Source organism: Paenibacillus thermotolerans (assembly GCF_028745515.1).
Taxonomy (GTDB): Bacteria; Bacillota; Bacilli; order Paenibacillales; family YIM-B00363; genus Paenibacillus_AE; species Paenibacillus_AE thermotolerans.
The window spans coordinates 77,721-102,268 of the sequence record NZ_JAQZSG010000019.1; the positions used below are offsets into that span (position 1 = coordinate 77,721).

At 54.4% G+C, this 24,548-nt stretch carries 23 protein-coding genes; 4 read left to right on the plus strand and 19 right to left on the minus strand.

Annotation, left to right across the window (positions count from 1 at the left end):
* Positions 1 to 4: 4 nt before the first annotated feature.
* From PT964_RS16145 to PT964_RS16175, 7 genes are all read right to left on the minus strand, one after another.
* Positions 5 to 1,585, minus strand: coding sequence for a spore germination protein (locus PT964_RS16145; protein WP_274364394.1), 1,581 nt, complete (start codon positions 1,583 to 1,585; stop codon positions 5 to 7).
* A 139-nt stretch (positions 1,586 to 1,724) separates the two neighbouring features.
* Positions 1,725 to 2,666, minus strand: a complete 942-nt coding sequence (gene ctaG, locus PT964_RS16150) for a cytochrome c oxidase assembly factor CtaG (protein ID WP_274364395.1) — start codon at positions 2,664 to 2,666, stop codon at positions 1,725 to 1,727.
* 102 nt (positions 2,667 to 2,768) lie between these two features.
* Positions 2,769 to 3,086, minus strand: coding sequence for a cytochrome C oxidase subunit IV family protein (locus PT964_RS16155; protein ID WP_274364396.1), 318 nt, complete (start codon positions 3,084 to 3,086; stop codon positions 2,769 to 2,771).
* A gap of 8 nt (positions 3,087 to 3,094) precedes the next feature.
* Positions 3,095 to 3,736: a cytochrome (ubi)quinol oxidase subunit III gene (locus PT964_RS16160; protein ID WP_274364397.1), complete on the minus strand. Its 642-nt coding sequence runs from the start codon at positions 3,734 to 3,736 to the stop codon at positions 3,095 to 3,097.
* Positions 3,733 to 5,610: a cytochrome c oxidase subunit I gene (gene ctaD, locus PT964_RS16165; RefSeq protein ID WP_425262756.1), complete on the minus strand. Its 1,878-nt coding sequence runs from the start codon at positions 5,608 to 5,610 to the stop codon at positions 3,733 to 3,735. Before ctaD ends, PT964_RS16160 begins: the two co-directional genes overlap by 4 nt.
* Positions 5,611 to 5,643: 33 nt before the next feature.
* Positions 5,644 to 6,657, minus strand: a complete 1,014-nt coding sequence (gene coxB, locus PT964_RS16170) for a cytochrome c oxidase subunit II (protein WP_274364399.1) — start codon at positions 6,655 to 6,657, stop codon at positions 5,644 to 5,646.
* Between the two features lie 247 nt (positions 6,658 to 6,904).
* Complete coding sequence (locus PT964_RS16175) at positions 6,905 to 8,530, minus strand: ABC-F family ATP-binding cassette domain-containing protein (RefSeq protein WP_274364400.1); 1,626 nt, start codon at positions 8,528 to 8,530, stop codon at positions 6,905 to 6,907.
* A gap of 189 nt (positions 8,531 to 8,719) precedes the next feature.
* On the opposite strand from PT964_RS16175, the gene PT964_RS16180 reads away from it, so the two are divergent.
* Both PT964_RS16180 and PT964_RS16185 read left to right on the plus strand, forming a co-directional pair.
* Complete coding sequence (locus PT964_RS16180; RefSeq protein ID WP_274364401.1) at positions 8,720 to 9,910, plus strand: conserved virulence factor C family protein; 1,191 nt, start codon at positions 8,720 to 8,722, stop codon at positions 9,908 to 9,910.
* Positions 9,911 to 10,069: 159 nt separating this feature from the next.
* The gene (locus PT964_RS16185) at positions 10,070 to 10,843 is read left to right on the plus strand and encodes a PDDEXK family nuclease (protein ID WP_274364402.1); all 774 of its coding nucleotides are present in this window, start codon (positions 10,070 to 10,072) and stop codon (positions 10,841 to 10,843) included.
* Between the two features lie 825 nt (positions 10,844 to 11,668).
* Here the strand turns inward: PT964_RS16185 and PT964_RS16190 are convergent.
* From PT964_RS16190 to PT964_RS16205, 4 genes are all read right to left on the minus strand, one after another.
* A complete protein-coding gene (locus PT964_RS16190; RefSeq protein WP_274364403.1) occupies positions 11,669 to 12,634 on the minus strand; it encodes an aldolase catalytic domain-containing protein in 966 nt (321 codons plus the stop codon).
* 65 nt (positions 12,635 to 12,699) lie between these two features.
* Positions 12,700 to 13,584: an MBL fold metallo-hydrolase gene (locus PT964_RS16195; protein ID WP_274364421.1), complete on the minus strand. Its 885-nt coding sequence runs from the start codon at positions 13,582 to 13,584 to the stop codon at positions 12,700 to 12,702.
* Positions 13,585 to 13,639: 55 nt separating this feature from the next.
* Positions 13,640 to 14,917 (minus strand): MFS transporter, encoded by a 1,278-nt coding sequence (locus PT964_RS16200; protein WP_274364404.1) that lies wholly within the window; start codon positions 14,915 to 14,917, stop codon positions 13,640 to 13,642.
* Entirely contained in the window at positions 14,914 to 15,282 is a 369-nt protein-coding gene (locus PT964_RS16205) for a VOC family protein (RefSeq protein WP_274364405.1), read from the minus strand. The genes PT964_RS16200 and PT964_RS16205 overlap by 4 nt, the downstream gene beginning before the upstream one ends.
* 125 nt (positions 15,283 to 15,407) lie before the next feature.
* Between PT964_RS16205 and PT964_RS16210 the strand changes: the two genes are divergently transcribed.
* Complete coding sequence (locus PT964_RS16210) at positions 15,408 to 15,758, plus strand: LapA family protein (RefSeq protein WP_274364406.1); 351 nt, start codon at positions 15,408 to 15,410, stop codon at positions 15,756 to 15,758.
* Positions 15,759 to 15,799: 41 nt separating this feature from the next.
* On the opposite strand, the gene PT964_RS16215 is transcribed toward PT964_RS16210, so the two are convergent.
* Together PT964_RS16215 and PT964_RS16220 are read right to left on the minus strand one after the other, a co-directional pair.
* On the minus strand, positions 15,800 to 16,153 hold the full coding sequence (locus tag PT964_RS16215; RefSeq protein WP_274364407.1) for a carboxymuconolactone decarboxylase family protein: 354 nt from the start codon (positions 16,151 to 16,153) through the stop codon (positions 15,800 to 15,802).
* A 118-nt stretch (positions 16,154 to 16,271) separates the two neighbouring features.
* Positions 16,272 to 16,853: a hypothetical protein gene (locus tag PT964_RS16220; RefSeq protein WP_274364408.1), complete on the minus strand. Its 582-nt coding sequence runs from the start codon at positions 16,851 to 16,853 to the stop codon at positions 16,272 to 16,274.
* Positions 16,854 to 17,228: 375 nt separating this feature from the next.
* Here PT964_RS16220 and PT964_RS16225 point away from each other — a divergent pair, with 375 nt between their 5' ends.
* Complete coding sequence (locus tag PT964_RS16225) at positions 17,229 to 18,137, plus strand: ArsR/SmtB family transcription factor (RefSeq protein ID WP_274364409.1); 909 nt, start codon at positions 17,229 to 17,231, stop codon at positions 18,135 to 18,137.
* Positions 18,138 to 18,193: 56 nt separating this feature from the next.
* Here PT964_RS16225 and PT964_RS16230 read toward each other — a convergent pair whose 3' ends face one another.
* From PT964_RS16230 to PT964_RS16255, 6 genes are all read right to left on the minus strand, one after another.
* Positions 18,194 to 18,352 carry a Spo0E family sporulation regulatory protein-aspartic acid phosphatase gene (locus PT964_RS16230; RefSeq protein ID WP_274364410.1) on the minus strand — a complete coding sequence of 53 codons (159 nt, stop codon included), beginning with the start codon at positions 18,350 to 18,352 and terminating at the stop codon, positions 18,194 to 18,196.
* Entirely contained in the window at positions 18,352 to 19,011 is a 660-nt protein-coding gene (locus PT964_RS16235; RefSeq protein WP_274364411.1) for an HD-GYP domain-containing protein, read from the minus strand. The genes PT964_RS16230 and PT964_RS16235 overlap by 1 nt, the downstream gene beginning before the upstream one ends.
* A 141-nt stretch (positions 19,012 to 19,152) precedes the next feature.
* Positions 19,153 to 21,225, minus strand: a complete 2,073-nt coding sequence (locus tag PT964_RS16240; protein WP_274364412.1) for a LuxR C-terminal-related transcriptional regulator — start codon at positions 21,223 to 21,225, stop codon at positions 19,153 to 19,155.
* Positions 21,225 to 21,461 (minus strand): hypothetical protein, encoded by a 237-nt coding sequence (locus tag PT964_RS16245; protein ID WP_274364413.1) that lies wholly within the window; start codon positions 21,459 to 21,461, stop codon positions 21,225 to 21,227. Before PT964_RS16245 ends, PT964_RS16240 begins: the two co-directional genes overlap by 1 nt.
* Positions 21,462 to 21,476: 15 nt before the next feature.
* Complete coding sequence (locus PT964_RS16250) at positions 21,477 to 22,901, minus strand: DUF7125 family protein (RefSeq protein ID WP_274364414.1); 1,425 nt, start codon at positions 22,899 to 22,901, stop codon at positions 21,477 to 21,479.
* A gap of 131 nt (positions 22,902 to 23,032) precedes the next feature.
* Entirely contained in the window at positions 23,033 to 24,217 is a 1,185-nt protein-coding gene (locus PT964_RS16255; protein ID WP_274364415.1) for an MFS transporter, read from the minus strand.
* Positions 24,218 to 24,548: the final 331 nt, after the last annotated feature.

Consider the following 24,548-nt stretch of genomic DNA (forward strand, 5'->3'; position numbering starts at 1 on the left):
TCCTCTACCCCCCTGATCCAGGCATGCGGTCTTTATCGACCGGTTGCAAGATGCGCGGCCTTTCGTCCATCATCGTTATCGGTGCGCGGAGAATGAGGTCTTTCCAATCGTTGCCCAGTCCGGGTGAGAACGGAGCGGAGTACGGAATTCCGAAGCTTCGCAAATTCACGATGTGAATATTGATCATGATGTACACCATGACAAGGCCGTACAGGCCGAACACGGCGGTTGAGATCATAATCCCGAATCGAATGATGCGAAGCGATACGGCGAACGAATAAGAAGGCAGAGCGAAAGAAGAAATGGCCGTAATGGCAACGACGATAACCATAATCGGGCTCACTATTCCCGCCTGCACCGCCGCTTCCCCGATGACTAAGCCTCCTACGATGCCGATCGTCTGGCCAATCGGCTTCGGCAGCCGGATTCCCGCCTCCCGCAGCAGCTCCAGCGTCGCTTCCATCATAAGCGCCTCGACTACGGCAGGAAACGGCACGCCTTCCCGGGAACCGGCGATCGAGAACGCCAGCTTGGACGGGATCATCCCGTGATGATATTCGACGAGAGCAATATAAAGCGCGGGCAAAAATGTTGCGAAGAAGGCAGCCGTCAATCGCAGCAATCGAATCAGCGTCGCGATCAGCCAGTTTTGATAATAATCCTCCGGCGACTGGAACGCCGCTGCCAGCGTAAGCGGCATGACGATTTGAAAGGGAGTCCCGTCCACAATGACGGCGATTCTTCCTTGGAGCAAGGATGAAGACACACGATCCGGTCTTTCCGTGCTTAATATTTGCGGAAACGGCGACATGGCGCTGTCCGAAATCCAATGCTCGATCGGACCCGATCCTTCGATATCGTCAATATCGATGGAGCTCAGCCTTCGCTTCACTTCTTCGACAAGCGCGGGATGAGCGATCCCTTCAATGTATGCGCAGACAACCTCCTTCCTCGATCTTCGCCCGATCAAATACGTATCGAATCTTAAGTTCGGATCGCGGATTCTTCTGCGGATAAGCGCCGTGTTTGTGCGGATATCTTCGGTGAAGCTTTCCTTCGGTCCGCGCACGACCTGCTCCGACGTCGGTTCGCCGACTTGTCTCGACTTCCAGCCTCTCGTTCCGCCGATCAGCGCTTGAGCACAGCCGTCCACAAGTAAAGCGGTTTCCCCCGCCAATATTTCAAACAACAGCTCGTCCAGCCCTTGAATCGCTTTAAGCTCGTTAACAGGAAGCGCCTCGCTCCTGATAAACGATAAAAGGGAATCCGGAGAAGACAGCGCCGGATCGGACTGCTTGATCGTTTCCGATAGATGAAGCAGATTTCGCAGGATTTGATCGTTAATGACCGCTTTTTCCACTAGTCCGTCAATGCATACGATGGCGCACGGATGCTGATTCGGCCCGACGACAAAATTGCGGATGAGAAGATCGCCCGGGTTATTCAGCACCTTTTTGATATGGTCAATATTTTCCGATAAGCTTTCCGTTAACGGAATCGGTATGTGCTGCTTTTGCTGAACCGCAGACTTCTTTAGCGGAACCGCCGCCTGTTTTTGAATTCGCTTGTACCACGGCTTTCTCATATAAGCTTCAACTCGTTTGCTGAATAGTTACTCACATACTTTCCCCACAGTTCATGGAAAATATGCCAAAACAAAAAAAGCCTCCCGTTGAAGTCATCCGAGATGACTTCAACGGGAGGCTTTCGTTTCGATCGGTATTTTATTTGGTCGGAAGCGGCTCGGAGGCGCTGCGCCGAAGCTGTTCCAGCACCGCTTCGGACGGTTCGTGGGACAAATCCGAATCTTTCGGATTTTCTTTGCGATACCACTGAAGAAATACGTATATCAAGATGGATCCGTAAACAACCTCTTGGATCAGCTTCATAACGACGCCGCCCGTTTGCTGATCTTCAAGAGGGTCCATCCATTGCAGCAAGCCGGGCCCTTGGAACATGTCGAGAATGATCGTGGAATTTTGCGGCAAGCAGTAACCCATTGCGATGGCCCAAAGCTTCGGATCGGTGTAGGTGGAATACATTGCCGTTCCCGAGAAAATGATTAAGGCGCATGCGGGCATGAGCAGCACGCTGTCGGCGAATATATACCCCATCTTTTTAAAGCCTTCCAGCCGGTCCATCGATTTGATCGGACAAATAATCGGAAACCACATGAGCAAACTAGTAATCATGAGCAAGATGTAGTACAAGGTATGGACCGTATAGTGAGTCATGACATAGTCATGTACGACAGGGATGTGATAGACCGAAAAAGCGGCGTTGAAGAGCAGAATCGTCACGATCGGTTTCATCAGCCATTTGGCGTGCTTTATCCCAGGAATGCGGGCAATCGGCTCAAGCAGCCACCCCGGTGTGCCCGCCAGCAGCATCGGCGTCGCAATAATATAAGCGAACGCCATGCCCAGCATATGAAACGTAAACATCAGGTGACCGAGCAGATCGATCGGGCTGCCGAAGGCGACGTAAAGGAAAAATACCCCCGACACGAACCATGCCTTCTTTAAAACGGGAACCGGTTCCGACGACGGGAAAAATTTCCGCCCCGGGCCGGTAATATATAAGTAAAGCACCGCGACTGCGGCAAACGACAAGATGGCCCAAGGGCTCCACATCGCCGCCCAAGAAAAGCCGTTCAACCCGAACATATCGCAAGCCTCCTTAATGATGAACTAAAGCAAAAGGGGCAGACACCCCGTCGACGACGTGCCTGCCTCCCCCATAAACGACAAAACCTTTGTTATTTCACCTTACAGCCAGGACATCAACAAGCCGGATGCTACGGCTGTCAACGCTACGATAAAACCGAAGGCGATGCCGATAATCGGCAGGAAGTGTCCCCGATCCTTCATATGCATCCAGTACGCCAATTGGATGACCGCTTGGAAAATAGCGAGCGTCAATATAAATACGATGACCCACCACGGTTCGATTTCCGTGTTCATTACCGCAATGAAGGCGAATGCCGTCAGCAAAATCGAAAGCGCGAAGGCCAGCAAATGGTTGCGCGGACCTTCATGACGGTGCTTTCTCGGTTGTTCCGCATTGGAGTGTTCCATATTCGACATTTCGCTCCTCACCCCATTTTCCCCATGAGATATACGAACGTGAAGATGAATACCCACACGACGTCAATAAAGTGCCAGTACAACGAGGCTACCATTACTTTCGGCGCGGTTACGACCGTAAGTCCCTTCTTGAACAGCTGAAGGATGAGCAGCGTAATCCAGCAAATGCCGAGTGCGACGTGCGCGCCGTGGAAACCGACGAGCGAGTAGAACGACGTTCCGAAGGCGCTCGAGTTGAAGCGGTGGCCTTCGTGCACGTAGTGCATGAACTCGTAAATTTCAAGGGCCAAGAAACCTGCGCCCAGCAGTACCGTAATTCCCAGCCAGAGCGCCATCTGCGGCACGCTCTTCTTAATATGCATAGCTTGAACCGCGAATACGCTTGTCAAGGAGCTGGTAAGAAGCAGGAACGTCGCCCACGCAACAAGCTTCAAATCGAACAATTCCGTGCCGGTCGGACCGCCCAAGGTGCTGTTGCGTAGCGTAAGGAACGTCGCGAACAACGTGCCGAACAGAACGCACTCTCCGCCGAGGAACAGCCAGAAACCTAATATTTTATTGCGACCCTCAAGCGTTGCTTTCTCCGGGTCGTGCGGCAGCGCGCCCACACCGTGTCCGTGGTGCGCATGAACGTCAGCGTGGCTACTCATGCTTGAACCCCCTTATCGGACGAGTCGTTCGGGTCGATATGGAAGCCGTGATCGTCAAAGACCGAACGCAAGATCATGCATATGAATGTGATGGCCAAGCCTGCGATCGCCACCAGGAACGTATCGAACTTATCGTGATACATAAAGCCGAACGCGGCGATAAACAATCCGATCGACATGACCAGCGGCAGAATCGACGGCGAAGGCATATGAATCGGTCCGAGCGGCTCCGCCGGCGTCATCTCTTTATTGCCTTGCATCTTTTCGATCCAGAACGCATCCAATCCGCGGACAAGCGGCGTTTGCGCGAAGTTGTACTCAGGCGCAGGAGAGGAAATGGACCACTCCAGCGTACGGCCGTCCCACGGGTCGTTCGCCATTTTCTTCGGCTTCGACTGCGTAATAACGATATTGATCAGCAGCAGAAGAACCGCAACGCCCATCAACAGCGCACCGATTGTGGAAACCATGTTCATCCAGCCCCAGCCGGGGTTTTGCTCTTCGCCGAGGTACGTAAATACGCGGCGCGGCATGCCCAGCAAGCCAAGGAAGTGCTGAATGAAGAACGTAAGGTGGAAACCGATCATGAACAGCCAGAAAAACCATTTGCCGAGCGTTTCGTTCAGCTGGCGTCCGAACATCTTCGGCCACCAGTAGAAAAGACCCGACAGCAAGCCGAATGCGATACCGCCCACGATAATGTAGTGGAAGTGCGCGACTACGAAATACGAATCGTGGAACTGGAAGTCGGCCGGCGGTACGGCCAGCATGACGCCGGTTACGCCGCCCATGACGAACGTTGGCACGAAGCCGATCGAGAACAAGCTGGCGGTGTTGAACGTAATTTGCCCGCCCCACATCGTGAAGAGCCAGTTAAAGATCTTAATACCGGTCGGGATCGCAATCAACATTGTCGCAATTGCAAACAACGCGTTAACTACCGGCCCCATACCCGTCGTAAACATGTGGTGAACCCAAACCATGAAGCCCAAGAAACCGATCAGCACGGTCGCAAATACCATCGCGCTGTAACCGAACAGCCGCTTGCGCGAGAAGGTCGGGATGACTTCGGAAATAATACCGAAGGCCGGAAGCACAAGAATGTAAACCTCGGGGTGACCGAAAATCCAGAAAATGTGCTGCCACAATACCGGGTTTCCGCCGCCGTTCGGGTCAAAGATGTTGCCGCCGAACAAACGGTCGAATGTGAGTAATACGAGACCGACCGTCAACGCCGGAAACGCGAACAAAATAAGCGCCGACGTAATGAAAGACGTCCATGTGAACATCGGCAGGCGCATGAAGGACATCCCCGGCGCACGCATATTGATGATCGTTACCAGGAAGTTGATGCCGCCGATCAGCGTACCGATACCGGCGATCTGCAAGCCCATCAAGTAAAAGTCGACACCGCGGTGCATGCTGAACGTTTCGCCGGAGAGCGGCACGTAAGCCGTCCAGCCTGCGTCCGGAACCTCGCCGAAAATCCAGCTCAGGTTCAGGAGCAAGGCTCCCAGGAAGAACGTCCAAAATCCAAGCGCGTTAAGGAACGGGAACGCGACGTCGCGCGCCCCGATTTGCAGCGGCACGATGGCGTTCATAAATCCGAAGATTACCGGCATTACCGCGATAAAGATCATCGTCGTGCCGTGCATCGTAATCATTTCGTTGTAAGTTTGTGCGTCGAGCGTAGCCAATCCCGGCGCCATCAGCTGAAGGCGAATCAGAATCGCTTCGATGCCGCCGATCAAGAAGAACAAGCCGCCGCCCATCAAATACAGAATGCCGATTTTCTTATGGTCTACCGTAGTCAACCAATCGAGCAGTCCGCTGTAGCGTTTGGGGGCGTGCCCGTGTGCATGTGCGTTAGCCACCGATCTTTCCTCCTCATTCATTCACTGTGAGCGTTATTTCAATTCAAGCAAGTATTTCGTAAGCTGATCGAGCTCTTCCTCGGAAATTTTGTTCTCGGCGAACTTCGGCATCAGCGTCCCGGGCTTCTTGCTTTGCGGATCGCGGATCCACTCTTTCAGTTGCTGCTCGTTATGCGGAAGAATGCCGGCGATAAGCTCGCGGTCGGCAAAGCCGTTCAAATGAGGCGCCGCAAAGCTCTTCGCTTCAGGGTCAACCGCGTGGCACTGAATACAATTGTTCTTAAATACTTCCGCACCCGCAGCCGCATCGCCGGAAACCGTAACCGGCTCCTTCATATCGGCTACCCATGCGTTAAAATCGTCTTCCGACTTAACGATTGCTTTAAAGTCCATATATGCGTGGGATTGTCCGCAAAGCTCCGCACACTTCCCTTTATAAGTACCAACCTCTGTAGGTTCCAATTGATAGTATGTTTTTTGACCCGGGTTCGTGTCCTTCTTGCCGCCGATGCCGGGGATCCAGAAGGAGTGGTTGACGTCCGCGGACGAAAGCTCGAACGCGATTTTTTTACCGACCGGCATGACCAAATCCTGAGAAGAGGCGATGCCGAGGTCCGGGTAGTTGAACTCCCACCAGAATTGATGAGCGACGACTTGAACCTTCACCGTATTCGGATCGTTCCAAGCGTTTACTTGATCGTGTTTAAAGGTGTACCCTACCGTAGGTACGGCCAAAATCGTAAGCAAGATAATTGGAATAACCGTCCAAATGATCTCAAGCTTATGATTTCCTTCCACCTGCTTCGGAATACTGTTGTCGCCTGGACGTTTGCGAAAACGAACCAATACGTAGATCGAAATCGCAAATACGACAATGACGACTACGACCATGATCACGATCGACAAAATCATCAGGTTAAGCTGCTCTTGACCCTCGACGCCTTTCGGGTTGAGCGGAGACGCTACTTCGGAGCATCCCGAAAGCATAAGCGCAAGCGCCGCAATCAAGAGAAGAATTCGCTTCCCCTTCAACAGTTGCTGCAACATCTGGTTAATCAACCCCGCTTTTTTTATTAATTTCCGCGGCTTAAAACCGCGTAAATACAACATTTTTGGGCGTTAAATGCCTTATTCAACTATAATTTCGGCAACGCGCGTTGTCAATTTAGTCACGAAAGCTTCACAAAATGTTCTAAAACGGAATCGTTCGCAAGCCATTTGTGTCACAGCGCCTTGATTTCGAGTCAAATGTATGGGGAGCATCCTAAGTAAACCGGACGCTCCCCTAGGCACCTTATACGGTTACCGGGTACATTTCTGCTTGCAATCGTTTGACATCTTCATTATCCAAATATTCGTCGTAAGTCATCTGCCGGTCGATAATGCCGTTCGGCGTAATCTCGATAATCCGGTTGGCGATCGTGTTCACGAACTGATGGTCATGGGACGTGAATAGGATCGTGCCGTCGAAATCGGTCAGCCCGTTGTTCAGCGCCGTGATCGATTCCAAATCGAGGTGGTTCGTAGGCTCGTCTAGAATGAGCACGTTCGCGCCGGCCAGCATCATGCGGGAGAGCATGCAGCGCACCTTCTCGCCCCCGGAAAGCACGCTCGCCTTCTTCAGCGCCTCGTCGCCCGAGAACAGCATGCGGCCCAGGAAGCCGCGAATGAACGACTCGTCCTGATCCTTCGAATATTGGCGAAGCCAGTCGACCAAGGACAATTCAACCCCGTCGAAGAACGAGGAGTTATCCTTCGGGAAGTACGCCTGCGTCGTCGTAATGCCCCAAGTATACTCGCCGCTGTCCGCCTCCATGTTGCCCGAAACGATGTTGAAGAGCGTCGTTTTGGCTAGCGAGTTCGGTCCGACGAAGGCGATCTTGTCGCCCGTATTGATCATCAGGTTCAAATCCTTGAGCACCTGCTCGCCGTCGATCGTCTTGCTCAGGCCTTCGATCGACAGCATTTGCTTGCCCGCCTCGCGCTCCGGCTTGAAGTGAATGTACGGATATTTGCGGTTGGACGGGCGAATGTCGTCGAGCGTAATTTTCTCCAGCAGCTTCTTGCGGGAAGTAGCCTGCTTCGACTTCGACTTGTTCGCAGAGAAGCGCTGAATGAACTCTTGGAGCTCTTTAATTCTGTCTTCCTTCTTCTTATTGGCGTCTCTCATCAACTTTTGCGCCAGCTGGCTCGACTCGTACCAGAAATCGTAGTTGCCGACGTATAATTGTATTTTGCCAAAGTCTATATCCGCAATATGCGTGCAAACTTCATTTAAAAAGTGACGGTCGTGAGAAACGACGATAACGGTTCCTTGGAATCTGCCGAGGAAATTGATCAACCAGCGAATCGATTCGATGTCCAAGTGGTTCGTAGGCTCGTCAAGCAGCAGAATGTTCGGGTTGCCGAACAACGCTTGGGCGAGAAGTACGCGCACCTTCTGGTTGCCTTCAAGCTCCGCCATCTGTTTGTCGTGAAGATCCGTCGGAATGCCGAGGCCGATCAACAGCTCCGCCGCTTCCGATTCCGCTTCCCAGCCGTTCAGCTCGCCGAACTCCCCTTCAAGCTCCGCCGCGCGCATGCCGTCCTCGTCCGAAAAATCGGGCTTTGCGTAGATTGCGTTCTTTTCCTGCATAATGTCATAGAGCCGCTTATGGCCCATAATAACGGTTTCAAGCACCGGGAATTGATCATACTCAAAATGGTTCTGCTTGAGCACCGCAAGCCGTTCCCCCGGAGTAATATGAACCTCTCCCTTGGAGGGCTCCACATCTCCGGAAAGAATTTTGAGGAAGGTGGATTTGCCCGCCCCGTTCGCTCCGATGAGACCATAGCAATTGCCCGGAGTAAATTTGATGTTAACGTCCTCGAACAGCGCTCTTTTGCCGAATCGAAGCGTTATATCCGTCGTGCTGATCATGAGTAATGCTCAACCTACCTTTCCTTGCATTAAATGCAACTGAGCCATTATAGCATATTTGCCATTGTTTTGTGGGGGAATACGCGGAAGTTGTGAGGTTTGCCGCAACTATTTTTACCTTATGCCGCGAACTGATATGATAAAGGTAACTGCGTAAGCAACAATCTTTGAACGGAGGGGACATGAAATATGAAAATATTATCGATAGAACCGACGCCGAGCCCGAACGCCATGAAGCTGAACATGAACGAGAAATTGGCGCCGGGCGTGAAATATTCGTTTAGCGCGGGGGATGCGCCGGCCGGCCGTATTATGCCCGATTATTTGCGTAGGCTGCTTGCGATTGAAGGCGTGAAAGGCGTGTATCAAGCGGCTGACTTTATTTCCGTCGAGCGTGAGAACGGCGCGGATTGGCGCTCGATTTTGGCGGCGGTTCGGGAAGCGGTCGGAAGCAGCGAAGGCGAGGCCGGCGGCGGGGCAGTGTCCCGCGGGGCGGCGGCGGAAGAGCATTCGAACGGATCCGGTTTCGGTGAGGCGACTGTTTTTGTGCAGTATTTCCGAGGCATTCCGATGCAGGTGCGGGTCCGTGCCGGGGACGAGGAGTCCCGGGTGGCGCTGCCTGAGAAGTTTGCTGCAGCGGCGGTCACGGCAGGCTCCGCTTCGCCGAACCTGATCATGGAGCGGCGGCTGGTGGAGCACGGCGTACGGTACGGCGAGCTGCCCGAGATTGCGGCGCAGGTGGCGGCGGAGCTGGACGCGGCGTTCGATGGCGCCCGGCTGGAGGAGCTTGTGAAGCAGGCGATGGCGATGGAGGGGGATGCCGCATCCGCGGAAGCAACCGTTACCAAAGCTCCCGACGAGATCGTTCCGGTTGACGAGCTCTTAGCGGAGCTGGATTCCCCGGATTGGAAAAAACGGTACGCCGTGATGGATCAGCTGAAGCCATCGCCGGAGCTGCTTCCGGTAATTAAGAAGGCTCTTGCCGATGTGAATTTCTCCGTGCGCCGGTTGGCCGTCGTATATTTGGGCGACATCAAAGGGCCGGAGGCTGTCGAGCTGTTGTGCCGCGCATTGAAGGACTCCTCGCCTCCGGTTCGACGCACCGCCGGGGATGCGCTGTCGGACATCGGCGACCCGTCGGCGCAGCCGGCCATGATCGATGCGCTGCGCGACCCGAGCAAGATCGTCCGCTGGCGGGCGGCTCGCTTCCTCTACGATTGCGGCGACGAGGCCGCTCTGGATGCGCTGCGGGCCGCCTCGGACGATCCCGAGTTCGAGGTCGCGCTGCAAGCCCGCATGGCCGTCGAGCGGATCGCCTCCGGCGAAGAGGCCGCCGGCACCGTCTGGCAGCAGATGGCCGCCCGCCGCCGGGACGGTTGATCGCTTTGATCCTCCATCCGCATATTGTCAGATCCGCCGAAGCCGTGTTATCGTGAAACTAACTAAATCTTAAGCGCAAAGCATGCGCCGCTCACCCTTATATTGCCGGGTTGGGCGGCGCTTTTGTTTTTCGGCGCTTGATGTATGGGAGGATGGTTTTTGGTTATGGTTACGTTTGAAGAAGCTTATGAGGCTTGGTTTCGGAAGCATTTAGCGGAGAGCAAGGGCGAACGCAGGCGTATGCTGGAGGAGCAGCGAAAGAAATCGGAAGAGGACGGGGAGGATTGCCCTGCTAAGCTGCTTCTCCGCAATGTGTGGTGGCCGTTGTTCGGAAATTTGGATCATCTATATCCTGAATATGAAGTCGTCGACTTTATGGGTCGAACTCGTTTCCTGGACATAGCATACCGCCCGGTTCCGCTTCTTTGTAACCTTGAAGTTGACGGCTACGGCTCCCATCTTAGGGACATATCGCGGCGAGCCTGCAGCGATGAACGCCGCCGGGATCCGTGCCTCGAAATTTTGGGTTGGAACGTGATCCGTTTCTCCTATGATGACGTGAAAAATAACCCTCGCGATTGCCAGCATATCCTGCGTCACTGGTTGCGGCGTTGGAGCGGCAGTGCACCTCGAACATCGGTGGAGTTGCAGCTTTACGAGATTGTAAAGCTCGCAGTAGCTTCAAATGCGCCAATACGTATTAAAGATGTAACCAATCTGCTTAACATTACGTTCAAGCCTGCCAAATCTCTTTTATCCCAATTAGTTGCTTCCAATATCCTTGTACCTGCGTCAGGCGGACAGTCACGGATTTTTTCCTATAAGGTCAATCGCAATATTCCCGTTAATGAATTACTCCAAATGAATCGATCACGCGAAGAGTCCCTGCAGACATCAAGCAAAATGCTTACAAAGGAGAAGTTTATTCTTTAACGCGCTGCCTCAGGCTGACCGAAAGGAATTACATTCTTACGTCAGCCTCTCCCCACTTATTTAAGGTCTCACAATGGAGGGAGTTTCTGCACTTACTCAGCCACCCACCAAACACTTTAGGCGCAATTAATGGAGTTTCTCCACTTACTCAGCCATTGGCCACACACTTCAGGCGCAACAACTGGAGTTTCTCCACTTACTCAACCACTTGCCACGCTCCCCAGGCGCAACAACTGGAGTTTCTCCACTGACTCAGCCACCTGCCACGCTCCCCAGGCGCAACAACTGGAGTGTCTCCACTTACTCAGCCACTGACCACACACTTCAGGCGCAACTCATGGAGTTTCTCCACTTACTCAGCCACGTGCCACGCTCCCCAGGCGCAACAACTGGAGTTTCTCCACTTACTCAGCCACTGACCACACACTTCAGGCGCAACTAATGGAGTTTCTCCACTTACTCAGCCACTGACCACACACTTCAGGCTCAACAAATGGAGTTTCTACACTTACTCAGCCATTGGCCACACACTTTAGGCGCAACTAATGGAGTTTCTCCACTTACTCAGCCACTGGCCACACACTTCAGGCGCAACTAATGGAGTTTCTCCACTTACTCTACCATTCGCCACACACCTCAGGCGCAACTAATGGAGTTTCTCCACTTACTTCGGCGCTCCCACACTCTCAGACGCAACAATGGGAGTTTTCTCCCCCACACCCCAAACAAACAAAAACCCCCGGCTCACACACTGTAGTGTGAGTCGGGGGGTCAAGCACTCTCACACACTGCAGTGTGTGACAAGCTCTCCAGGCCCGAACGACCTTACTCGCCCTTGCCGGGGCCAATAACGGTCTCGGGTGTCGTCAAACGGTCGTAGTAGTCGACGTACTTGTCCCGATCGTCGCTTGCGCGCAGCGCCATCGCGGAACGCGGATGCTCGTTGAGCAAGCCCGTAATCATGTAAGGAATGTTGTAGCCCCATTCCCACTTCTCGCGCATCGCGACCATGTGGCGCTCAATCACGCCGAGCAGCGGCCGCACCTCGTAGCGCGGATTTTGCAGGTAGCTGACCAGCAGCTCCGTCGTGCAGTTGCCGGCGGCGCGCCCCATGCCGTACAACGACGAATCAAGGAACGTCACGCCGTTCTCGATTGCCGAGATCGTGTTCGAGAACGCCAGCTGCATGTTGTTGTGCGTATGGATGCCGAGCATCTTTTCAGGCAGCTGCCGCGCGAACTTCTGCGTCATATAGGAAATATCCTTGCTGTCCAAGCTGCCGTACGAGTCGACGACGTAAACAACATCCACCGGGCTTTGGCCGATGGCATTCAGCGCCTCGATCAAGTCCGTCTCGATGACGTGCGACAACGCCATAATGTTGATCGACGTCTCATAGCCGAGCGAATGAAACTTGTTTACAAGCTCGATCGCTTTATCTACATCCTTTATGTAGCAAGCCACGCGGATCAAGTCCAGCATGCTTTGCTCACGCGGCAAAATATCGTTCTCGTCCACCCGCCCGATATCTACAAGCGCCGAAAGCTTCGTCTCCGTCTTATGAGGGATGACTTCCCGCAAAAACCCTTCGTCCAAAAACCGCCACGGCCCCGCATCGGCGCCCTTCAGCAGCTTCGGAGAGTTTTTGTAGCCGACTTCCATATACTCTACGCCGGCCTCGCTTAATCCGTAGTACAGGTCCCGCACGAAATCAACGCTGAACTCCCAATTGTTCACCAAGCCGCCGTCACGAACCGTACAATCGAGAATTTTGCAATTTGCGTTCTTCATCAAAACGTAACTCCTCCTACCGGGCACACAGCACATTCAGCATGTCCAAATTTTTATATTTTTCACTACATTATAGATTCATCGCGCGAATACCACAACAGGGTTTCTCCAAGCGCCGGAACCTTTAGCCGTTCGGAAGCCAGCCCGCGCCGCGCCCATTCCGCAAACAACCGGTCAAGCGCCTCCCGAGGGGTATCGTCCGCAAGATGAAACGTATCGTAATGCATCGGCACGAAAGTCGCAGCCCCGATCTCCGTAAAGACGCGAACCGCTTCCTCAGGCGTCATATGCGAGGAGCTCATAAACCACTCGGGCTCATACGCGCCGATCGGCAGCAGCGCGACGTCAATCCCGGGATAACGTTCCCCGATTTCGCCAAAGCCCGGCCAATAGCCGCTATCCCCCGCAAAATATAACCGGCCGCCCGTCTCCGGACTAACGACCCATCCGCCCCAATGCGACGTATTCGTATCCCAAGGAGTGCGTCTGGTCCAATGCTTCGCCGGGACAAAGGCAAACCGCACGCCCCCGATCGCCGTCTCCTCCCACCAGGACAGTTCCGTCACGCGCCGATAGCCGCGCCGCCGAAACCAGCGCCCGAGCCCTTCCGGCACAAGTGCGGTCCAATCCCCAGGCAGCCTGCGCAAGCTCCCGGCGTCCAAATGATCGTAATGTCCGTGCGAAATCAGCACAACATCTACGGGCGGCACATCCTCGATCCGCAGCCCGGGGGCCGACAAACGCCGGCCAAAGCCCATCCGTTCCGCCCAAACCGGGTCGGTCACAATGTTCAAACCGCCCGCTTGAATCAAGAACGTCGAATGGCCGACCGCAGTCACCGTACATTCGATACGGTTCCCCCGAAGCAGCTCCAAATTCGGCTCCGCCCGAGGCACGCGAAACGACAAATCCTTCGTCTTGCTTCGCCGCTCCTTCATCCATTTCCGCATATCGCCGAACGTTTTCGCAACAAATGGCCCGTCCGGATTATCAAAGCGCCGCCGCTTACTCAATTCGCACACTCTCCTTGCCGCTCTTCTCCGCGGATTCCGGAAGCTTCACATCTCCGCGGAACCGCACAAACATGACAATGCCGACGACAGCGGACATGCAGCTGAGTCCGCCGCCGAATACATAAATCGCGGAAGGCCCAAACCGCTCCGCCAGCCACCCGACGAGCACGATCGAGAGCGCAAACACCGCCGAATTGAGCGCGCCGTGAGCCACCAACGTGTTGGGAAGCTTCTCCGCATCCACATTCAGCTGAAACAGCGTACGCTGCGCCGTATCTCTGACCATCATCGGTATGCCCATGATCAGCACAAGCAGCAGCGCCGCCAGGGCGGATTCCGTGTACGCATAAGCAAGCGTCGCCCCGCCGTAGCCCAGCGAGCCCAAAGCCATGGCTGAAGGAAGCCGCCCGTTCAGCCGGCGCGACGCCGCCGTCACGAGCAAGCCGCCCGCAATCATTCCGATAAAGTAGGAAGCGTTAATGTAGCCCCACCATTCCGGCCCCCGCTTCAGCTGCGTCTCAACGAACAAAATGGTGAACGAGCCGAGATAAATCGAGTAGCCCCAGCCTTCGATCACGTCCATTATCGTAATGAAACGTGCCGTTCGGTTACGGATCAGCTCCATCCAACCTAAACGGATCGCGGCCCACTTACTTGTCTTGGTCCCGGTCTCTCCGCCATCAACCCCTCCCTCCGCGGCCGCCTTCCCGAGGTCCGCACCGCGAAGCAGCCTCATCGCCGCAACGCCTGCGGCAAACAGCGCCGCCGAGCACGCCAGCATGACGGGCACGCCGAACGACAAAGCGCCGACCCCGCCGACCAGCCAGCCGACGACGCCGGTCAGCTCGCGCGCGGTGCCGAGCGCCCCGTTCGCCTTGGACAGTCCCGAAGGTTCCACCAGCCGCGGCACAAGCGAGTACGTCACCGGATCGGTCCAGCCTTGTATGAAGGAAACGGCGAACACAAGGAACAGGATCAGAACGACCGACGTCCCGCCGAAATACATAAACAACGCCAAGGCAACCATAGCCAGCATTTCCCCGGCTCGAGTCAGCAGCATCATTCTCCGCAAAGGCATACGTTCAATCAGCAGCGGGGACGCTGCCGAGCTCAAAAACAACCCGATGACGCGAACGAAAGGAAACAACGCGGATGCCAGCACAGAGCCGGTGGAGCGATAAATATATAAAACAACTACCGCTATATATAAAATGTCCCCCAAATGCCCGGCCGTATGATTCAGCAGCAGCAACGAAAAAGGGCGTTTCATCGGTATTCGATCATTCCGAACGGAATGCCCTCCGGATCGGCGCAATATACGAACGTGCCGGCGCCCGGCAGCTCGATCGGCTCCGACAGAGTCTTTCCTCCGCAGGAAAGCACCTTGGCAAGCGCCTGCTCCACATCCGGCACCTGCACCGTATTCACCGCCTGGCGAGGCAGCGAATCGTTGAGCGGCCTGACCGTCGCCCCATTAATGCCCTTCTCCCCGGCGCCGCCCGTCACCAAACGATAATAGCCGCCTTCGCCCCGCTCCGCGCGCCAGCCGAACACTTCGCTGTAAAAGGCCGCCGTCCGCTCGGGATGCTCCGACAACAATTCAAAATGAACGACGCGATACACTAGTTTCACCATTCCTTTATGACCAAGCTTTACGAATACTTATATTACTATAATTGCGGTTGAAATAGATATGTGGTGAGACGCAATTTATGTATGTTATCATTTCATCAGGTTGAAGTTTAGGAGTGAAAATAAAAATGAAGCAGCAGTGGACATTGATCTTTTCATTGGTATTTGCGATCGTCATCGCCATCTTTTCCGTTGTGAACGTAGAGTCCGTGCCTGTCGATTTCGTGTTCGGAGAGGCCCAGTTTCCGCTTATTATGGTCATCCTCGGCTCCGCGCTGGCAGGAGGCCTAGCCGCGTCGTTATTCGGCACGTTCCGCATGGTGCGGATGTCCCGCCAAATTCGCGGACTGCAGAAAGAGCTGCAAGCGGCCAAAGAAGAAGCCGCGGACGCCAAAGCGAGCCCCGATCCGTCCGAAGCCCCAAGCGCCTCCTCCGCAGCCGACCCGCAAGAACAAGCCGCCGGCGAGGACAAACAATAAAGACCGGGACTTTATCTTTAGTCCCGGCCTTCCTCTTCCGGTTACGACACCGGCATCTTCCCTTGGAGCGCCTGCTGCACGCGCGTGACGCCCTGGCTCATGGCGTGTCCCGCGCCGACCGCAGCGGCAACCGCGCACGCCTCCGCGATCTCCTGTGCGCTTGCCCCCTTCGCCTGCGCCTCGCTGACGTGGTAGAACGTGCATACCTCGTTGTTTGCGGCTAGCGCGATCCCCAGTGCAATGAGCTGTTTTTCCTTTGCGCTTAACGCCCCATCCGCGAAGCATTCCCCGGTAAACCGGTGATACGCCTCAACGATTCCGGGCATCGAATCCGTCATGACCCCGACACCAAGCTTATATGCATCCACTTTGCTGTCCGCTATTCCGGTAACCATTGCTTGACCCATCCCTTCCATTTATTTCGTTCGTTAGACTTCCCTCCCTCCGCATGCCGTATTCGAAGCGAAAAAAGCACCGCCGAATGAATCGACGGTGCTTTCCGATAATAACCGATTATTTCTTCTCAACGCTCATCACGATGTATTTGCCGGCTTCCTCGTTCCAGCTAACCGTGTATACAACGTTGTCTTTCGTAGTGATTGTCGCAGCTTCCTTCGTGCCTTCCACCGTAACGTCCTCAAACTTCAAGCCTTGAAGCGTGGACGTGAAGAACGGTTCCGCGTTCACGACGATACCGGCATCGATCGTTTTGTCGGTAATGTAGTGCGTCATGATTTGGTCTGCAAGCGCCGCGTCAAAGTACTTGAGCAGCAATTCGCGAGCCGCTTCCGGCGTGCCTGTCGTGAGATTCAACAGAGGCGTCGTTTCCCCCGTCGCTTCGTCTTCGTACGTGTCTTTTGCAAACAGCGTGTGCACTTTGCCTTCCGCCATTGCCGCAGCGTTAAACGCTTTTTGCAATTCCAGAGCCGGATCCTCGGCAGAGGCTTCTTCCGCCGGCTCATCCGCCGGGGCTTCCTCGGAAACGGAGCCCGATACGGCAGCCTTGTCCGCATCGTCGTTATTCGTTTGGCCGCAAGCAGCCATACTCAATGCCATGCTAAGCGCAAAGAAACCGATCAACCATTTTTTCAACATAGTTCTCCTACTCCCCCATGCTTATATATATATTGGAAATGGGCTGTCCGAACCGAACATGTTATGCCGACACGGCCTTTTCTCTATGCTTCATCGATGTCAAACAGCTCACAAGTCCCTATTATAATTATCCGTTGGTTAAATGACAACAGAATATTTTATAAATACAGAACGTTCTGCATTTGTTAATTATAATAGACGTCCGGCTCGTCCGCAACCATTTCCTTCCTCTAAAAACGGATCAGCCGTTTCTAAAGTTACATGTTTTTCCGAACAAAATATGGACAGTTTGTGAACTCCGGCCCATTCGGAATTTGATTGCAGCGTTCGGGTTCGTTTATGATAGGAAGGAATCTATGGACGGAGGCAAACGGTATGTCGTTTCGCGTACATTTTGACCATTCTCCGGTGTACGAGCTTATTCTCAGCTTCATGATTTACAGCCGGCGCAAATGGACCCGCAATCTCGACATCGGGAGCGCCTGGCTAAAGAAGGTGGACGAAGCCGCATCTCCCAAGTTTCGTACGGACTCCGGCAAATTCGGAGAGGATACGTTCGAATATTTGTTCCTGCTTACCTATGTAAGCCCCAACAGTAAGGAAATACCGGAATTCCTTCAGTGGCTGGGAGCGCAAAGCCCGGGGCGGCTTTACGAGCTTCTCTCGCAGCAGACGGCCGGATCTCTTCCGAGCGATCTCGGAGATACGATGCAGGAAGCCGGGCGGTTGTTGTCGACATGGAACGATATTTATTTCAACGGGGTAAATCGAGAGTGGCTGGCGATCGCCCGGAACGATGCGGCACAAAGACAAGCCGTCCAATCGGTGTCCGATCCGCTGAAGCTGATCGAGGCCGCCACCGGCGGTGTCGTGCTCGAGGCGGAAGGACTGATTGACATCGTGCTCGCGCCGGTCGTTCACTTCCGGCCCTTGAATACGTATGCTCTTTATAAAACGCTCGGCATCATTCTGTATCCCGTCGACCCGCCCGAGCACGGCGACAATCCTCCCGTTCAGCTCATGCGGGTAACGAGAGCGCTGTCGGACGAGAGCAGAATCCGCATTCTGCGCTACCTCGCTCCGTCTCCCCGCAGCTTTACGGAGGTCGTCGCCCATACGAAGCTGTCCAAGGGCACCGTTCATCATCACATGATGGCGCTAAGGGCTGCCGGCCTCATTCGAACGCATATCAATCGGGGGCAGCAAAGCCATGAGCGGTTCAGCATTCGTCCCGACGGAGTGAGCGAATTTACCGCATTTTTACGCGAATACGCAGGCTTTTAGCAAAAAAGCACGCTCCGCATGTCGGTGCATCGACATCGGGCGTGCTTTTTCGTTTGCTATATTTTCCGCACTTTATGCTGCTGCGCATAATATTCCGCAATTTTTTGGTCCAACAATTTGCTTGCCGCTACGACGCAGGGGTGGGTCAACACTTTATATTTTTCATAAAGAGACGCCAGCAGCGCCTGCAGCTCTCTCATTTCCTCCGATTTCATCAATGCTCCCCCCCTCCGGTCAAAGATAACGCCGTATGGAAGCAGTCGACAATTTCGGAATCGTAAGTGACGCCGCTCCAGCGGTATAGCTCCTCCATGGCTTCATCGTGCGAGATCGCCGGCCGGTACCCTCTCCCCCCGGTCATCGCATCGTAGCTGTCCGCTACCCTCAGGATCCGAACAAACAAAGTGAGATCTTTAGCCATCAAACCGAACGGATACCCGGTACCGTCCATATTTTCATGGTGATAGAGGATAATCTCCGGATCAACCCACCCTTTTTTGATAAAATCCTTCAACATCTCAAACCCCGTAACCGTGTGTCTGCCGATCATGTCCCACTCTTCGGAGGCAAGCGGGCTTTGCTTGTCCAACACGGCTTTCGGGACGGAAAGCTTCCCAATATCGTGAAGCAGCATCGATCGTAAAAATACGATGCCCTCCGCGGGAACGATCCCCATGCGATCCGCAATCGTCATACTGTAAAGCGCCACCCTGACGGAATGCTGGAAGGTCGGCAAATGGTATGCCGACAACCGTTTCATGAAGAAGGAGCAAATGTCGCTGCCGATAAAATCCACAACGTCCTGATACAGGACGGTTTTGAAGTCCATCAATTGAACAGGAGTCATATCGCGTTCCCTTTCGTTTCCATTCATGTCTTATTACTGCCATTGTGCATGATGGAAACGGGGAAGCGTATCGCCCTGCACTCCCATTCGCCCCGGTTTGTCCGAAAATAGGAATGGGCTCCTAGCCATTAGGAAAACCCCCTCCGGCAAGAAGGGGGTTAGTAACCGTTAGGATTGGTTTCCTACTAAGCTATAGATTTTGGCGATGGCTTGCGCGCGGTCGCTCACTTCAAGCTTATGAAACAGGCTCGTCACGTGATTTTTCACCGTATGCTCGCTGATGAACAGCTCATCGGCAATTTCGCGGTTGTTCGAGCCTTTCATCATCAGTCTCAATACGTCGCGCTCTCTGGGGGAGATGTTCATGCTATTCCCGACTCGATCGAAATCCAGCCTGCCGCCGCCTAAAGACGCTCTCTCCTCCCCGCCTCCGGGCTTCATCTCGATTTCCATCTCGACGGTTAGCTTTTGCAAAGCAAAGGAGGAAAACTCGGTTCGAAGCCGCTCATCAACGGAAACCGGCCCGTTCGCCGAAGGCGGCTGGCCGCCGCTTTCCGCGTAGCCATGGACTAACAGCAGGATTTGGCTTAACATCAGGCCGGCCTCCGATTGATCTTCCGCCAGCGGCGGAGCGCTTCCGCCTTTCAATGCATGAAACCGTTCGATGATCGTAAGCAGCGGATCTCCCGCCAATTGCTCATGAAGGAACGATACCGGATAAATGCACAACGGACCTGCAGCGGCAAGGCGAGCCTTTTCCTGCGGAGGCATACTTATATAATCCGCAAACTCAAGCGCAAGCCGTTTGACGGTTTCCCCGCGCTCATAAGCCTCCCGATTCCACACCTTGGCCGCTTGGTGCAGAAGCTCGGCCTTTCCGGAATGGCTCTCCGGACCGCCGGAGTGCAAGATGCGCTCCAGCGTAATGCCGGCCAGCACAAGAAACGTCGAAAAGATGTCCTTCATTTCTTCGTACGGCTCCGAATGCTTCAGCCGCAAGCTCAGAACGCCGCCCAGCTCGGATGCGACACGGATCGGGCAGCTCAGAACATAGTCTCCGTCCGCGGTTTGCTCCAAAGCCGGATCGATCTGCACGCCGCCTCCCTTAGCAAAAAATCGCTCGACGATCGTTTTGCTGAAATGCTGCACCTGCTCCTGTTTGATCCCTCTGGAGACGATATGCGCCTTCGACGTTCCCGGAAGCTGCAGCAGAAGATGGCTGGAGGAAGCTCCGTTTATCAAAATCAGGCTTACGTCGACAAATACATAAAGCACCTTCTTCAAATCGGCCGCCGTATTCATAATTTTGGATATTTCGACTAAAGCGGCAAGCTGCGTATTGTGACGCTGCTCTTTCATTGAAAGCTTCCTCAGCCGCAGCCGCATGCTCAGTAAATAAGACAAAATTTGCAGGAATACGCCAAAGTCTTCGCCCAATTCGTGACCGGACAACGACCCTCCGAATAGGAGCGCCGGCGTTTCCGAATCCGCTACGATCGGGTAACCGAACAGCTGATGAATGGGAAGACCTCTCCTCTGGAAATAATCCGCGCGGGGATCGCCTTCTATGTTTTTCCAGGTTCTGGCTTGTCCAAGCATGCAGGCTTGCCCCAGAAAGCCTTCGCCGTAATCGAACGCCGCATGCAGCCATTCGTCCCGGTTCGGACCGCTGTATTCCACGATCCGGTATCGATGCGGCCCCGCCGAAACCGCATAGCCCGCAAAATCGACGTGCGCGGACATATTGCATATCGCCTCCACCATTCGGCCGGCCGCCGCATCGTCCGGTAATCGGGCTTGCGCAATCCAGTCGGCCAGGCTGCGGTACAGGGGCACGTCCCGACCCGATGCCGCCATATACGTAACGACTTGGGCAAACCGCTCCATTCCTTGAAGCAGTCTTTCCGTCTCGTGGGACTGCATGCTTTCCGATTCGGCGATCGGACCGCAAAATAATGTATATGCTTCCCGAGCGGAAGCGTGCACGGACACCGCGGCTGCCCGAATCCCCGGAATGGAAGAGTCGATCAGCACCGCCCTTCCTTCCGCTTCCCGGAGCCGAAGCGCCGCCGCTTCATGAAGCTTCTTGATCTGTGCGAATAAAAGACGGGACAGTTCTCCGTTGTAGATGGGCTCCGAGCAAGGTTGGCCGGTCTCGTCCGTCATCTGCAGCGCCGTGGAATAAGCTGAAGCCAGCAGTTCCAGAAGTCCGGGCAGCAAGCCGGGGACAGTCCTAAGCATCACACTTCCATCCCGCTCGCGAAGTACGGCTCGACATAACGGTAGATCGCCAAATCGCCGTCGCCCGTCTTCTCCAAAATCGATGAATTCACCAGCTCAATCAGCACGGGCTTGATATGCTCGACCCTTCGACCGAGCCGGACGGCCAAACCTTCCTCCGTTTCGAATGCATATGGGTTCCCCTGGAAGAACAGGGTACACTCAAGTCTTAATGACAACAGCTCGTTCTCATTCATACGTACCTTGCCTCCTTAAACCAAATGAATGTAAGGCAATTGGTTCGTGCTTTCAACGATCAACGGCTCGGATACGAATCCGTCGGACGATTTCGTCACCTGCAAATATTGGTAGTTTCCGTCCACCCAAGTTTTTATGGCGCCTTGGCTCGATCTTTCCAAATAGGACGCAATTTCCGGATCCATCTCGGCAAAGTTGCACAATACGAGCATCGTAAGGCCATACGCCTTCGCCCGCGCCACTTCCTCCGCAAAAAAACGGCTGACGAACTTGGAGCCGCGCTGGGAAAATATCGTATTCAAATCGTAATAAATAAACCACTTCTCGCCTTTCAGCAAACTTTCCTGCATGATCGGACCCAGCTTTTCGCGCAAAGCTTTCCGGTAATCGTCGTTATCCAAATCGCTCACATCGATGATCGCATGCTCGAACTCCTGAGGGTAAGGTCTCTTATAGTGCTCTATAATAAAAAATTCATGATTCCGAAGATGCTCGTCCACCGGGACGCCGAACAGCGACAAGTTCAGGATCGTGTCTCGAACGGTGCTTAGGCTGGAGTTGAGCGATATCACCCTTTTGCCGGAATAAATTTGTTGGGCGAAAATGCTCGCAATTAAATATTTGTGATTCGCCTTGCTGTTCGTATCCACCAGGAAGGACACCCCATCCGGAATTCCTCCCTGCAAAATGCGATCCAATCTAGCAATGCCGGTCGACGTTCGATTCCCCGCAGGCACCGCCTTGTCTTCAACCATGGACAAAGCCGGAATGAGATGGATTCCATGGTCCAGAAATTTATACAGGTGCTCTCCTTCGACAATTCGCGTTCCTCTCATCTTCAGCACCTCGAGCGCTCTGACCCGGTATTTTTGCATGTGCTCCTTTAAGGACAACCGGATCACGCCGTCGGCGACATAATTTTCAAACGGAATGTCCCCCGAATCGCCGCCGCCCCTCTCCTGCAGCAGCAAAGCGGTTTGCGCATATTTTCGCATGATGTTCCGCACGGTATAGAAGCTTTTCCTGAGCTGGTCGCCGGTCGGCGCAACGAGTCTGAATAAGCTGATGCTGTCGATCACCAGCCGCTTGCTGCCGATTTGGCCGATCAGCTGCTCGATCAGCCCGTTCGGCTCGGTCATCTGGCGAAGAAACGTTTCCGGCGACAGACAGACGATCCGAAGCAAATTTTGCCTCTCCAATGCGCGCAAATCCCAACCGAAAGCCGTCTGCATATCGGCATATATTTGATCCGGGAGCTCCTCGAACGTAATGTAGATTCCCGGTTCGTTGGCGTGCGTTGCGCCATGGACCAAAAACTGGACGCCGATCGTCGTTTTGCCGGTGCCGGGCGCCCCTTCCAGGATGACGGTGTTGCCGGAAGGTATGCCTCCATGCAATATGTCGTCCAGACCCGAAATGCCGGTCTTTGTGTAATCCATCATCTGCCTCCTTATTATGTATGGAATGGATATAACATTAAGTATTAAGGAAAAATTAGGGGTTGGCAACCGTTTTCAAGAAAAAAGCACGCACCGATTGTCCGTTGCCCGACATCGGAGCGTGCCGTGTTTTACGCGGGAGAGTTCGCCTCCCGAGTTACCGCCGCGTGAATTCGTTTGGCCGCCGCGGCAAGCAGCACCATCAATACGGAGCAGACGGCTAGAAACGCCAGCATGATGGCCGGCGAGCCGTCCTCAATCAAAAAGCCGGCCACCGAAGGCATGACCGATCCGCCGAGCCCGCCGGCCGCGATGCACAGACTGGACGTTCGCTCCGTTCGGCCGGGAAGCAATTCATTCGCGTAAATGAGCGCGATTGCGAAAATTCCGGCCAGCACGAGGCCGAGCAGCAGCACTACCGCATACGCCCCCCAAGCCGGAACCCCCGCCGCGAGCAATCCGAACGAAACGGCGCCGATGCCGCTCGTCGCGTACAAGAAGGGAAGATAGCGAACCTTCGCCCCGGCAATGCTCATTAAGACGCGGCCGAGCACCATCGTTCCCCAAAAGCCCGTGACCGTGAGCGCCGCGGAGGCGCTGTCCCACCGGTAAGACTCTGTAAACACGGAAGGAAAAAAGCTAATGACGCAAACTTCCACGCCGACATAGACGAAAAACAGCAATGCCATGACGGCCAGCACGCCCCGCTCCGATCCCGTGTATTTCGCCGGCGGCGCTTCCTCACCGGACGGCCGCCGTTCCAGCAGGCCGTTGAATTCCCGGAACGACAGCAAGCCCCAGACGAGCGCCAATACGAGCGCCGCCGCCGCCATGAGAAAGAAGGAAGCGGTCCATATTTGCTTCGCGATAAAGAACGATACCGCGAACGGCATCGCGAACGACCCGACGCCGAAAAACACTTCGATTTTGCTCATGGCCGACGCTTTTTTGTCCCCTGCGGCATCCAGAAGCATCGTCCCTGCGGTCGATTCCAGCAGGCCGAAGCCGAGTCCCGCAACCGGCGCCAGCGCAAAGAGCGCAATCCACGGCGGGAGCAGCCCGATTACGGCCTCGGCAGCGCATATGGCCGCCGCGGCCGCGGTCAGCGTTCTTCTTCTTCCGAACCTGCGGTTCCACCAAGGCATCGTCAGCACGCCCGTCAGGAAGCCGAGAAATTGCAGCGTCACAAGCGCTCCGCCTTCCGAATAGCCTCTGCCGTAATGCCCCAGCAAATTGATCAGCAACGCGCCAAGCAGCACGTTCAAGCAGCCGTTCAACAAGTATGTCCAGCCCGTGACGTTCAACAAGCGATTCATCGGATGCTCCATCTCCCATGGTTTATCTCGTTTATTTCTAATATCACAAATAGTCGGCGATATTGACGTTTAAGTCAATACAGGAAACGCAAAGAAAACCGCCTGACGCGTCTCCCGCACCTTCACCCGTTCCACTCTGGATACGTTTCCCCATGTCGGCTCGCTCTAACGGACAGGCATGCAGTTATTCGGCGATTTGAATGACGATTGAAGATGTAACGGACGTCACTGCAGTTATTGCCTCGAAAATGCAAGAATCAGAGCTAAAAATCGGGGATTAGCGTCTGTGGTGTCCGTCCCTCGTATTTAAGGGGAATGCTCTCGAATACTC